Source organism: Pararhizobium sp. O133 (genome assembly GCF_051669845.1).
In the GTDB taxonomy this organism is placed as follows: Bacteria; Pseudomonadota; Alphaproteobacteria; order Rhizobiales; family Rhizobiaceae; genus Pararhizobium.
On the sequence record NZ_CP196428.1, the window covers coordinates 68908 to 81506 of the forward strand.

Sequence of the window (12599 nt, forward strand, 5' to 3'; positions counted from 1 at the left end):
CCCTTTGTGCCCCATACTGTGGCTAAGGCATGGGGTGCCGCATCAGGCATATTGAGTAGGCCGATTAGAAATGCATGTTGGGAGCAGAGTAATCCGACGGATCGACCGCGCATTTCGCCGGAGACGCTCAGCTTCAACCGCGGCCCTGGCTTCCAGGCACCGCCGGTGCGCTCCCGTCAGTCGGACAGTCGTCTGCTGATCGCGCGCATTGGGACAACTGTGACTTCTTCTTTGCTGATTACGAGTTCACGTTAGCGGAGTATTTTGTGTCGACTTTCTGTAAAAGGGTGCCGCTCTCGGGCCGAACCGCAGAACTCGCTTTCATGGAAACCGCTTTCCGAGATGTTGCTGGCGGCCGGCAACGCTGCGTTCTTCTCGGGGCCGAAGCAGGGGGCGGAAAAAGCCGGTTGGCGCAAGAGTTCGCAGACCGGATCTCCGACCGCGCCTTTATTCTGAAAGGGGGATGCATTGAACAACAGGAATCAGCCCTACCCTATGCGCCTGTCACGGCTCTGTTGCATGAATTGGTTCGTCTGCGCGGCCAGTCCCTGATCACATCGCTCGTCGGCCGTGAGGGTGCGCGAGAACTGGCGTGGCTTCTTCCCGAATTCGGCGAGATCTCCGAACGATTTGATGCGGGCATCGCAAGGTCGCGGCTGTTCGAGACGCTGCGGAGGCTTTTCGAGGAACTGGCACGCGACCTGCCGCTTGTCCTTATCATAGAGGACATTCACTGGGCCGATCAGGGAACCTTCGATCTGCTTCGCTTTCTCACGAGGCGGTTGAAGGGAATTCGGCTCATGCTGATCCTCACCTACCGACCCGAAGAGGCGAGCGCCAGCAACGCCATGCGGACCACCATCGCGGACCTTTCTCTTTCCGAGGGTTGCGATGCGGTGAAACTTCCTCGCCTCACCCGCAAGGAGATTGGCATGCAGCTTGAGGGCCTGCTCGGGCGGCTGCCAACGCCTGCAATGGTCAACAGCGTCTATGCAAGGGGCTGCGGAATCCCGCTATTCACTGAGGCTCTCGTGGATGCATCCGGAAGCCTGCGGACAGATGTTCCCGGCTCGCTCAACGACTATCTGCTGAAAGCCGTGAGAGATGTGCCAGCAACGACGCGCGCATTGCTGAAAATGATAGCGCTCGGTGGGACGCATGTCACCCATTCGCTTCTTCGCAATGTGGCGAACAAGCCGGACCTTGAGCTCGCGGAGTTGTTACTCCCCGCGATAATGGCCGGGATTTTGGTGTCTGATCGAGAAGGGTATGCGTTCCGCCACGCGCTCATCCACAACGCGGTGCGGGACGACCTGATTGCCGGCGAAAAGGTGGCAATCCATTTGATTTATGCGGATGTGCTCGAACGTGGACCGGTTCCAAGCTATCGCATCTGGCATTCCGTAGCGCTGGCGCGGCACTGGCAAGGCGCCGGCCAGGCGGAACGATGCCTCAAATGGGCCTGGCATGCTGCGGCGGAAGCCGCTGCTGCTTTCGCCTATATGGACCAGATGGAAATGCTGAAGCTCGTATTGGCCGCATGGCCTGAAGTCGAAAATGCCAACGGATTGATCGGTGCGGACCATTGCAAAGTGCTGGAGCTCGCCGCTGACGCCGCTTGCTGGGCAGCCGAGGCGGAGCAGGGGCTCGCCTTTGTCGAACGCGCACTTGCCGAACTGGACATCGACCGCGACGGGGAACTGTTGGCAGGTCTTCTCCTGCAGCGTGCCGTAATGCGTCAGCATTCACTTATCGCAGGGGAGATCGCAGATCTCGAGCGTGCACTTGACCATGCAACTCGTCCAACAAGGTTGCGCGCTGACGCCCTCGGGCAGTTTTCCCGCGCGCTGATACTGCGAGGAGAATTCGATCGCGCCAAGCAACTAGGCGAGCAATTGATTGATCTCGCGGAAAGGCTAGATGACGAGGAGTATCGCATCGAGGCCCTGGTCATAGAGGCCTTGGTGAGTTTCGCGGAGAATGGGTCTGACGTCGAGGCGTTTTGGAGCGTGGCTCGGCGCGCCGACCACGCTTCAATCGGCCGGGTCGAGGTGCTGGCTGGCGCCGCCCTACTTCAGGCCCTGTTGGAGACGGGAAACTATGCGAGTATCCTTGAGATCGGCCCAGCGATTTTCGAGCGGACGGTCGAGCTCGGCCAAGCTCGATATATAGGCGCAATAGTCGGTTCACCCCTTTGTCGCGCGTACTTGGCTTTGGGCCGCGTATCCGCTGCCGCTGAGACCTGTGAACGGATGGCGGCGCTTGATCCGCTGCCACTGGGGCTTATTCAAGTCTTTGAATGCCGAGCGGAGATCGCAATCGTGTTAGGCGATGCGGATCGGATAGCGGCGGCGGTACGATCTTTGCGCGGTCTTCCGCCCGGACCGCAGGTTGTCGACTATATGGAGGCCAATCTTCTTAGATTTGAGATCGAAAGCGGTGCTCTTTCAGGTAACTGCGACTATTCGGCAGAGTTGGTGAGATCCGCCCGAAAATACCTGAAGACTCGACGAGGAGTGTCTTGGTCGCTCCTGGTTTCCGCCATACGCGTTGCCGTCGACACGAACCAGAACGACGTCGCTCTTGACCTCGCTGAACTCGCCGCTCGGGCCTCGTGCCGCAATATGCTGGAGCAGGTCCTGAGGCTGGAGATCTCGGCTGAGATGTCACGCGTCACAGCTTCTGATCTGGATACATGGGAGTCAGTCGCTCGAAGCTGGGCCGGTCTAAGCCAGCCGTTCCCGCAGGCATATGCCCTCATGCAGGCAGGTGCCGCCGCAATGAACGCTGGCAAGCGAGCGATCGGGGCGCACAATTTCCGACGGGCACTTCATCTTGCACAGTCGATTCGCGCGCAACCTCTGTCCCACCAGATCGAGGCCATCGCTGCGAAGGCTCGTATTGATCTCCGAGATGGAGAGAGCGGCTATGTCCCAAGGGCGCCTTTCGGCTTAACCGACCGGGAATTCGAGGTACTCCGACTTATCGCCAACGGCCAAAGCAACCGCGAGATAGCCAAGAATTTATTCATCAGCCCGAAAACGGCGAGCGTGCACGTGTCCAATATTTTGAGCAAACTTTCCGTTCCCAATCGTGGCGCAGCGGCCGCGATCGCGCATCGGCTTAGGATCATTGATTTAGGATAAGACTCGTTGGCCCGGATCCACAGAGCACATGCGGATTAACAAAGAAGTTCAGCCGTATAGCGCCGCTCTCAAGCAATGGCGTCTTGAGCGGGAGGCTCTCAAGGGCGACGGCTACTTCGGGAAATGACTGAGCGTCCTAGCCGCTTCGCCACAACTGTCGGCAACCGCGGAAAGTAAGATTAATCCTTGTCAACAGGCAAACCTCGGAAATGCTCCATCGCATCGTCAAGTCGCACCCACTTATGTTTCGATTGTTCAAATACCGACAGGGCAGGTGGTTCGAAGCTGAGATCCGCAAATGATCCCACCGCCACGCCGATCCAATCCGGGGAAGCATCGGCCTGCCAATAGACGGTCGAGCCACAAGTTGGACAAAAATGCATTCGGACCTTACGGCCACTCTCAGCAGTGCGAACGAACTCTGTGGAGGCTCCCGATATTTCGACGCTGTCGATCGAGTAGAACGCATTAGCGCTGAACGGCGCCCCAGTTCTCCTCTGGCAAGCGAGGCAGTGGCATAGCGCAGTCAATTTTGGCGGCTCGCCGACTTTCAATTTCAGAGCGCCGCAGGCGCATTCAGCATCGTGCATGGTACATCCTCCAGGGTGCACCCTGGGATTCTTGTCAAGGTTGAGGGATGAAGCCGCAGGCCCGAATGGCAGTTCTTTGCCCGGGCGGTAGAACGGGGCAAATATCCACTGTCACTTTAGGCTCTCATATATGAGCCGGATTGTAGATCGCGGATATTCCCAAGTCTAGCGGGGATTTGGTCGAAATTATCCAGAAGGCCGAACAGCGTCGTCGCCAAACCATGACGCCCATCGGCTGTGTCTGTTTTGCGCAGTCAAGTCAGTCCGGTGCCTATTGCGGCGTTTCTCCTGGGCCTGGAGGTGAGCTTCGCCCCATTCGGCCGGCGCAGCTGTCCTCAGATGCTCAAGCAAATGTATTTGATTTCGATGTAATCCTCGGTGCCGTACTTCGAACCTTCGCGGCCCTGCTCGGACTGCTGATGCCGCCGAAGGGCGCCACTTCGGTGGAAATCAGGCCGGTGTTGACGCTGACCATGCCGTATTCAAGTGCTTCGGCGACGCGGAAGATCTTCGAGACATCCTTCGAGAAGAAGTAGGAGGCCAGGCCGAACTCGGTGTTGTTGGCCATCTCGATAACCTGTTTCTCCGTCTCGAATTTGAACAATGGTGCCACCGGACCGAAGGTTTCCTCGCGGGCAACGATCATCTCGCTGATGACGCCGGTCAGGATGGCCGGCTGGAAGAAAAGGCCGCCCTTCTCATGCGGCTTGCCTCCGACAGCGATCTTCGCGCCCTTCTTAAGCGCGTCCGCGATGTGTTCCTCGACCTTCTCGACCGCTTTCTCGGTGATCAGCGGGCCTGCATTGACGCCCGATTCGAAGCCATCACCTACCTTCAACGCGCCAACCTTTTCGGTCAGTTTCTTAGCAAACGCGTCATAGACGCCGGCCTGGACGTAAAGGCGGTTGGCGCAGACGCAGGTCTGACCGTTGTTGCGGTACTTGGAGACCATGGCTCCCTCGACCGCCGCGTCGAGATCGGCTTCGTCAAAAACGATCAAGGGTGCGTTGCCGCCAATCTCGAGGCCCAGCTTCATGATCTGTTCGGCGCCCTGGCACATCAGGTTCTTGCCCATGCCTGTCGATCCGGTGAAGGTCAGCTTGTGGACCTTGTCGTTCTCCGCGAACTACTTGCCGATCGCCGGCGAGTCCTTTGAGGTGACGACGTTGCAGATACCAGCCGGGAGACCTGCACGCTCGGCCAGGAGCGCCAGCGAGAGCGCCGTTTCCGCTGCTGGCTTCGAGATCATGGCGCAGCCGGCGGCCACGGCCGGCGCAAACTTGCGGGCCAGCATGGCGTTCGGGAAGTTCCAAGGCGTGATCGCCGCGACAATGCCGATCGCTATTTGATGACGATGATGCGCTTGTCCTGTTGGTGACCCGGAATAGTATTGCCATAGACGCGCTTTGCCTCCTCGCCGAACCATTCGACACAGGACGCGCCGTAGAGGATCTCGCCCTTGGCCTCGGCCAGCGGCTTGCCCATTTCCATGGTCAGGATCGTGGCGAGGTGGTCAGCATTGGCGACGATCAGGTCGTATAATTTGCGCAGCACGGCTGCGCGCTCCTTGCCGGTCTTCCGCGCCCTGTAGGCGGCATCGATCGCACGGGCCGCCTCGGCCCGGTTCATGTCCGGCAGCGTGGCGATCAACTCGCCATTGGCGGGTTCGTCACCTTGGAGGTCTTCCCGCTGTCGCTCTTGGCAGCCCACCTTCCTGCAAGAAAAGCTTTGTCGCTAACGAGAGAGGTGGCGTTCAACTTCGATACGAGTGTGTCCGAGATGGTCATTAGGTAACTCCTGCGCATTTGGGGACAAGCTGCACGTTCACGTCGTTTAAGTTGTATGATAGTCGACATTCTACTCGCCCGAGGGAATTATTGTCATTGTCGCGGCAATGACATGTTGTATGATGTCACGATGATTACAAACCAAGAAACAGGCCATGATGACTGTGTTCAAAAGTGATATGGGCAAGATCGAATATAAGCCACTTAACGAGCGCGCCTACGACTCGATTAAAAGCAGTCTGATCTCAGGAGAGTTCACTCCACGGCAGGTACTTGTGATCCGTACGTTGGCAGAAGCTTACGGCATTTCCACGACTCCTATTCGTGAGGCTTTGCAACGGCTTGTCGGGGAAGGACAACTCGTCATGCTGGCTAACCGATCCATTGCAGTCCCCGACTGGGATGCCGCCAAATTCGTGGAGCTCTTCCGGATTCGATGCGAACTCGAGGGCCTGGCCGCCGAGCTTGCCACGAAGATCCTGCCGCCGCGGGTGATTTCCGAGCTAGCGGCACTGTCTCAACAACTTGGTGACGCCGCCAAGCGCGAAGACCACGCCGACTACGTCTCTCTTAACCAACGCTTCCACTTTACGATTTACCAGCATGCCTCGTCGCCTCGTTTACTTCGTATCATCGAGAATCTATGGGGTGAGGTTGGCGTCTATATGAACGAGCTCTTCTCACACCCCGGGTACGGCTCAATCGCCAACGAGGAACATGAGCACATTGTCAGGGAAATCCGGAATGGCAACGCTTCCGAGGTGCGACGCCATATGGTGGCCGACATCTCGAAAGCCGCAGACTTCCTTCTCCCAAGGATCGAATTTCTCGCAAACGAGGAGAAAACGATCACCGCGCAACTCCGCTAACGGCTGGCAAATGGGACTTCCAGGGATGATGATCCTCGACTTGAGCCGCGAGTTGAAGAAGAGTGGTTTCGTCCCCGTGCCTGGCAACGTACTGGATCCCCACAGGAAGACCAGCTTTAGACCGATGTAGTTTGTTGCGAGCGCTGACAGGCCTCCGGGTCAGGGGCAGGACCCCAGTTGGCCCCCCCCCCCGCGTGACGCCATTTTTCAATTCATCGGAGATTGTGTGCTAAGTGACAACCAACTCTGCTCCGGCTTCTACGTTGCGGAAGGATCGCCAGGAGAATTGTCTGAAGTAACGTCTAGAAATGCTGCCGTGTCCCGGACTGTAGGGCTTTTGCAAAGCGTATATACACAACCGAACCACGCATCAGCGATATCTGGACCATAGGTAATCCGGCCACGTGATCGTTTGAGGCCGACAACCCGCAGCACAATGCAGGAACTCGGATCGATCCGGCTCCGTCCGAACCTTCTGCGACTGCTACGAAACGTGCAGCAACTGCCGCCGCTGCGCCCCCCAGGACCCATCAGCGGTCCGCGATGTGTCGAAAGGATTCCGCGTCTTTCCATGAAGCCTATTCTCGGTGCCTATGGACCATACATTTTCCGGCGCGCTTGAGCGGCCCTGTTTATGCACGAGAGCGGAAATTGGCCGCAATGGCAAGTGAATTAGCCCCCGAAAGGCCCGGACATGCTCCCCCACTTAGCTAAGTGTGTAGGAGTAATGTTGGTAATATGACTAGCAGCAATTTTAAGATGGAAGTTCTCTCCGGGCCGGAACGTCGGCGGCGCTGGAGCACGGCAGAGAAGCTGGCGATCATTCAGGAGACCTATGAGGCGGACGCGACGGTTAGCATCGTTGCCCGGCGTCACGGCATCCAGCCGAACCAGTTGTTCGCCTGGCGTAAGCTGGCGTCCCAAGGGGCACTAACGGCGACGGCCGCCGAAGAGGAGGTCGTTCCGGCTTCCGAATACCGGGCGCTTCAGTCCCAGGTGAAGGAGTTGCAACGCCTGTTGGGCAAGAAGACGATGGAGAGCGAAATCCTGAAGGAAGCTCTCGAAATCGCCAACGGCCCAAAAAAACAGATGTTGCGTGCGCTCTCGCTTCCAAGGGGGATTTTGGGATGAAGACCGTCTGCGAGACTTTGGGTGTCGCCCGGTCGAATATCGCCGCGCGTGCCGCAGGCTCCCCTTCCAGAGCCAGAGGACGGCCACCACTCCCGGATCGGGAACTGGTGGAGGAAATCAAGGCCATCATCGCCGACATGCCCACCTACGGCTATCGGCGTGTCCATGCCATCCTGCGCAGGAATGCGCGGAAAGACGGGCGTTCGTGGCCCAATGCCAAGCGCGTTTACCGGGTCATGAAGCTGCACAATCTGCTGCTGGTGCGCCACACCGGAGCGGTCGACAAACGCCTCCACGACGGTCAGGTCGCTGTCGAACGTTCGAACATCCGCTGGTGCTCCGACGGCTTCGAGATCGGCTGCGACAACAAGGAGAAGGTCCGTGTCGCCTTCGCCCTCGACTGCTGCGACCGTGAGGCTATCGCTCATGTCGCCACCACCGAGGGCATCAAGAGCCGGGACGTGCAGGACCTCGTGATCACCGCCGTCGAGAACCGCTTCGGCCGCATCAACATACTGTCCGAACCCATCGAATGGCTCACCGACAACGGTTCCTGCTTCATCGCCAGAGACACCGCATCCTTGCTCCGCGACATCGGCATGGAACCGTGCACGACGCCGGTGCGAAGTCCGCAATCGAACGGAATGGCCGAGGCGTTCGTCAAAACCTTCAAGCGCGATTACGTCTCGGTGAATCCAACCCCAGACGCCGAAACCGTCATGGCGCAACTGCCGTTCTGGTTCGAGCATTACAACAATCTTCACCCTCACAGTGCTTTAGGATATCAGTCACCGCGCGAGTTCATCAGCTCGAAATCTCACACCTGAGCATGTCCGGTCTTTTGGGGGCAACTCCAGCAAGACCGTGGAGCAGCCAAGCTCGGTCTTCGCGTCTAATCTCGGGAGGCCTCGATCTACGCACGTCATGCATTGGATGCCGTCACTCGGAGGTAATCGTGTAGGCGAGGGAGCGGAGCATGTGGCTCCGCCAGTATCGATCGCCGCGCGTTAACCGGCGGAGATGCATTCTCAGGCGCTAGGGGCTGGCATTATGTGAAAGACGAGAGAAAATCACGGCTGACAGCAGGCGTCGCTAGTCGAAATTGCGTCTTTTCCCCGCAAGTCCTCACTCAGTTTGCGCGATGCGCGGAGGCAGCCACTCGCAAAAAAAGTCAACAAACGCACGAACTTTGGGGACGCGATAGCGATTTGGAGGCCAGAGGATATTGTACGTGCCTCGACGTTCCATCTGCCCATCAAGCACGGTCTTCAGCGATGTGTTAGCCAAACTGGTCGTTAGAATGAAACTCGGAAATGCTGCGATACCTCCGCCGGCGAGCGCCATGTCAAAGAGAGGTGCATTGATTGTAGAGGTAAGGCTAATGGGCGCTTCAAAATCTGGTTCGCTTGGGAAGGGCCACGGTACAAGCCGCCCATTCCAGAATTTTTGCCGAAGGCAGGTGTGCGTGAGAAGGTCTGCGGGGCTGCGCGGTTCTCCGTGCGCCTGGAGGTAGGCTGGCGACGCAGCGAGGACCCAGTCGAAGCTACCGAGTTTTCGATGAATGAGCCTTGAAGTTGAAAGCTCGCCAGTCCTTATCACCACGTCGTAACCCTCCTCGATAACATCGACCAGGCGATCACTGTAATCGAGCTCCAAAACGATACCGGGGTGAAGCGCGGTGAACCGCGCCATAACAGAAGTGAGGAGCTCTCCCCCGAGTGGAAGGCCGACTCGTAGATGTCCACGGGGTTCCTGCGAGACCTCCGCGACCTCGTCCTCGGCAGCTTTCAATTCCTCAAGAATATTGCGCACGCGACCGAGATAGATGCTGCCCGCCTCGGTTAACGACAGACTCCGCGTCGTACGATGAAAAAGTGCACACCCAAGCTGCATCTCCAACCCTGAGATCGATTTGCCTATCGCAGAGGACGTAATCCCGAGAGCGAAGCCCGCACCCTTGAAACTGCGGAGCTCGGCCGCTGCGACAAACGCTCTTAGGGCTGCAACGCTCTCGACATTCGACCTTATTACCAACTTTTCCTCCGCGGAGTTTTTCATTTTGGATGATTTATCTTTAGTTTGTTCTTGCCTAGGTTCGAACGGGTCGGAAGCTGCATAGCCAATAGCGGTGCCCCGAAGACCTTGCCTAGTGGCTCACTTGAGCCGATGCCAACTCGAAAGTGGGGATAGAGGTTTCGACTAGGCGGTATCGCGGGTAGATGCTGCATCTGAGCGCCACCCCTTGCTCCCAACAGATGGCGGGGATTTTGGTTCGCGCGGCTGACAGTATGGCTCTGCGAAAGCTAGCCGCAATTTTGCAAACGTTTCGAAGGACCTATGACTTCATGTCCACTTCTTCCGCTCAGTCCACAAGTGATGTACATCTGCCTTCCACCAAGCAAGTACATATTGCCGTGCTATTCGCGTTGGGTGTTTCCCACCTATGCAACGACACGATACAGTCCATCATCCCAGCCGTATATCCACTTGTAAAGGCAGAGTTTTCCCTCGATTTTATGCAGATCGGCATAATTACACTTGTGTTCCAGATTGCGGGAGCCCTTTTCCAACCGGCGATAGGCCTCTACACAGATCGTCATCCGCTCCCGTACTCCGCGGCTTTCGGCATGATCTTCACTATGGCTGGCCTTGCTGCGCTGGCTTACGCCTCCTCCTATCCGCTAGTGCTAATTGCTGTCACTTTGATCGGAATTGGATCATCAATCTTTCATCCCGAGGCAACCCGCGCTGCCCGCTACGCGTCCGGGGGAAGGCAGGGCCTGGCGCAAGGAATCTTCCAAGTCGGTGGACAGATTGGCGGCGCGTTGGGACCACTAGCCGCTGCGTTCTTGATTGTGTCGAACGGTCGACAAAGCGTCGCCGTATTCACAATCCTGGTTGTAATCGCGATTTTTCTGCTTGTCTGGACCGCCCGTCAGTCCGATCAGATCAAATCGCACTTTGAGGCTTACAAAAAGGCCGCGGGCGAAGCTGGCAGCATTTATCCGCGCCGAGCCGTCATTATTGGGATGGGCATTTTGACCGTTCTAATGGCCTCTAAGCTCTCCTATCTCGAAGGGTTCCGCTCTTTCTACACCTTTTACTTGATCGACCGCTTCAACGTGTCCGTCGAAACATCCCAATTGATGCTTTTTGTATTTTTCATATCTTCAGCCGTTGGCGTTCTGCTGGGCGGATTAGTGGGCGATAGGATCGGGAGGTATCAGATCATCTGGATCTCGATACTCGGTCCACTGCCGTTCACTCTACTTCTGCCCTTTGCAGATTTCTTTTGGACTGGCGTGTTAACCGTGGTGATCAACCTTCTGATGGCAAGCGCGTTCGCTTCGATCATGATCTACGCCATGGAACTGGTACCTAGCCGTATAGGGCTCATAGGCGGTCTCTTTTACGGCTTGAACTTCGCGATTGGTGGCGTCGCCGCTGCTTTGCTGGGATCATTGGCTGATCGCGTTGGGATCGAAGGGGTGTACAGCGTTTGTTCATTCCTGCCAGTTGTTGGCGTTCTAGCCGTGTTCCTACCGCGTCTTCGTAGCAAACGCTCATGATTATACGGACACAAGCACGTTGAGGTACCTTGCGCTCGGCGGCGGCCAAGCATGTTCGAGAAGCGCAATTAATTAGATAGTTGGCATGGGACCAGCTACCTCCCCTGGTTCAGCCAACCAGAATGCCGCCGCAGTGTCGGCGGCATTCTGTTTGAGCCCCCGCGTCGAAGCTAGCCGTATTGGCGCCCTTGAGCTCGGCGGCTGCATGGCCTTTTGACTATAGCCCGAACGACGATCGTCCCGGTGAGCCAGTAGGTCATGATGTCTGTGATCAGCCCGTCGCGACCAAAGCGTGCGTCGGTCTCTTCCGCCGCCCATGCCCGCCATGAAGCTCATGATCCAGGCGGCGAGGCCGACTGGCGAGTGGTTCATGGCAAAGACAGACTTTGCGGCTTGGTAGCGCGCAGATTTAAGGCGCCATGAGCGAAGAACCACTGCTGGATGGCCGCGGCATAGGCCTGCTCGGGCGGGGTAAGCAAGGCAAAGTCGGTGACCCGTCGGGGCGGCCGACATCGGTCAAGTGGTAGCCGAGCAGCTGCTCGGATGATGCTGAGCCAGCGACATCGAGATGATCGAGCCGCTGTCGCCGCCCGCGACGATAAACCTGCCATAACGCCGGGTCTCGTTAATGAGCTTGGAGAAGAGGTCAGCGACCCGGTCCATCGGCAGCGCCGTGCGGATTGAAGAGCCGGAGCCGGCAATGGACGGACAATGACATGGAAGTTCTTCGACAGCGCGCCGTTGTGTCAGGCGGCGGTTTGGAAACGGTTGCGTCGACGACCACCGCGGTGTTGGTGATCAGCTTGCAAACCCATGCCATCGCCGCCAGGTGGAAACGGCGATACTACTCACGGAAGCAATTCTATTAGCACTGAAGCTGCCTCGCTTATGTCACGGCCAGTTGCCTCCGATGCCGCGCATGCGTCCTTTCGCCTAAGGGCGTTTATCATCTTCTCGTGCTCGTCGTTGGCAATTGAATGGTATCGGCCTTCTTGCGCTAGGCCATTGAGCCAAGGACCGGTTCTAAGCCAGCATAGGCCAATCAACTGTTGCAGATAGGGCAGGTTGGACGCTTCATAAATTGTAAAATGAAACGTTTGATTGTCTGCAAGGTAATCTGGGAACGAACGATTGTTTATTGCCACTTGCATCCGTGCCGACAACGCATGAAGTCGGTCACAGAGTTCTTCCCCTGCACGAGTCGCCGCCGCTTCGACAGCTAGGCGTTCTAGTCGAAGACGTATGTCGGTAACTTCGACGAACCGGTCGCGGGTCATCACCGGGACCTGGATGCTACGATTGGCCGCCAGCTGCAGAGCGCCCTCTGCGATAAGCCGTTGCAAGGCCTCCCGCACCGGTGTCGACGAGATACCTAAGCTCGAGCCAATGCCGCGGATGGTTAAAGGCTGCCCAGGCGCGAGCCTGCCGGTCAGTAGCGCGTTGCGCAACGCAACGTACGCCTGTTCGTGCAACGGCTCCGACGTTAACTGAGTGAACTCCATTTGCT

8 protein-coding genes and 1 pseudogene are annotated in these 12599 nt (G+C 57.5%); 4 read left to right on the forward strand and 5 right to left on the reverse strand.

All coding sequences use genetic code 11. The features are described 5' to 3' along the window. Window positions 1-323 precede the first annotated feature (323 nt). The gene (locus tag ACST81_RS25195; protein WP_428845911.1) at window positions 324-3146 is read left to right on the forward strand and encodes a helix-turn-helix transcriptional regulator; all 2823 of its coding nucleotides are present in this window, start codon (window positions 324-326) and stop codon (window positions 3144-3146) included. 179 nt (window positions 3147-3325) lie between these two features. Here ACST81_RS25195 and ACST81_RS25200 read toward each other — a convergent pair whose 3' ends face one another. Continuing rightward, the gene (locus tag ACST81_RS25200; RefSeq protein ID WP_142859809.1) at window positions 3326-3736 is read right to left on the reverse strand and encodes a GFA family protein; all 411 of its coding nucleotides are present in this window, start codon (window positions 3734-3736) and stop codon (window positions 3326-3328) included. Between the two features lie 335 nt (window positions 3737-4071). Further along, window positions 4072-5523 (reverse strand): annotated as a pseudogene (locus ACST81_RS25205) (NAD-dependent succinate-semialdehyde dehydrogenase). A gap of 155 nt (window positions 5524-5678) precedes the next feature. Here ACST81_RS25205 and ACST81_RS25210 point away from each other — a divergent pair. Next, window positions 5679-6392, forward strand: a complete 714-nt coding sequence (locus tag ACST81_RS25210) for a GntR family transcriptional regulator (RefSeq protein WP_142859807.1) — start codon at window positions 5679-5681, stop codon at window positions 6390-6392. Between the two features lie 302 nt (window positions 6393-6694). Here the strand turns inward: ACST81_RS25210 and ACST81_RS25215 are convergent, their stop codons facing one another. Continuing rightward, on the reverse strand, window positions 6695-6916 hold the full coding sequence (locus ACST81_RS25215; RefSeq protein WP_236774525.1) for an amidase family protein: 222 nt from the start codon (window positions 6914-6916) through the stop codon (window positions 6695-6697). Window positions 6917-7130: 214 nt separating this feature from the next. Between ACST81_RS25215 and ACST81_RS25220 the strand changes: the two genes are divergently transcribed. Further along, window positions 7131-8350 (forward strand): IS3 family transposase gene (locus ACST81_RS25220; protein ID WP_269703770.1). Its coding sequence is split into 2 segments (ribosomal slippage): window positions 7131-7467 and window positions 7467-8350, totalling 1221 coding nucleotides; the frame shifts between segments, so codons are not numbered across the junction. Between the two features lie 298 nt (window positions 8351-8648). Here the strand turns inward: ACST81_RS25220 and ACST81_RS25225 are convergent. Next, window positions 8649-9581, reverse strand: coding sequence for a LysR substrate-binding domain-containing protein (locus ACST81_RS25225; protein WP_142859805.1), 933 nt, complete (start codon window positions 9579-9581; stop codon window positions 8649-8651). A 287-nt stretch (window positions 9582-9868) separates the two neighbouring features. Between ACST81_RS25225 and ACST81_RS25230 the strand changes: the two genes are divergently transcribed. Then, window positions 9869-11092, forward strand: a complete 1224-nt coding sequence (locus ACST81_RS25230) for an MFS transporter (protein ID WP_142859803.1) — start codon at window positions 9869-9871, stop codon at window positions 11090-11092. Between the two features lie 848 nt (window positions 11093-11940). Here the strand turns inward: ACST81_RS25230 and ACST81_RS25235 are convergent. Further along, window positions 11941-12594 carry a GntR family transcriptional regulator gene (locus tag ACST81_RS25235; RefSeq protein ID WP_161991865.1) on the reverse strand — a complete coding sequence of 218 codons (654 nt, stop codon included), beginning with the start codon at window positions 12592-12594 and terminating at the stop codon, window positions 11941-11943. Window positions 12595-12599 lie beyond the last annotated feature (5 nt).

Excerpts from the sequence above, each read along its gene's own strand:
- ACST81_RS25195 (WP_428845911.1), top strand. The coding sequence starts at position 324 with ATGGAAACCGCTTTCCGAGATGTTGCTGGCGGCCGGCAACGCTGCGTT.
- ACST81_RS25200 (WP_142859809.1), bottom strand. The coding sequence starts at position 3,736 with ATGCACGATGCTGAATGCGCCTGCGGCGCTCTGAAATTGAAAGTCGGC.
- ACST81_RS25210 (WP_142859807.1), top strand. The coding sequence starts at position 5,679 with ATGATGACTGTGTTCAAAAGTGATATGGGCAAGATCGAATATAAGCCA.
- ACST81_RS25225 (WP_142859805.1), bottom strand. The coding sequence starts at position 9,581 with ATGAAAAACTCCGCGGAGGAAAAGTTGGTAATAAGGTCGAATGTCGAG.
- ACST81_RS25230 (WP_142859803.1), top strand. The coding sequence starts at position 9,869 with ATGTCCACTTCTTCCGCTCAGTCCACAAGTGATGTACATCTGCCTTCC.
- ACST81_RS25235 (WP_161991865.1), bottom strand. The coding sequence starts at position 12,594 with ATGGAGTTCACTCAGTTAACGTCGGAGCCGTTGCACGAACAGGCGTAC.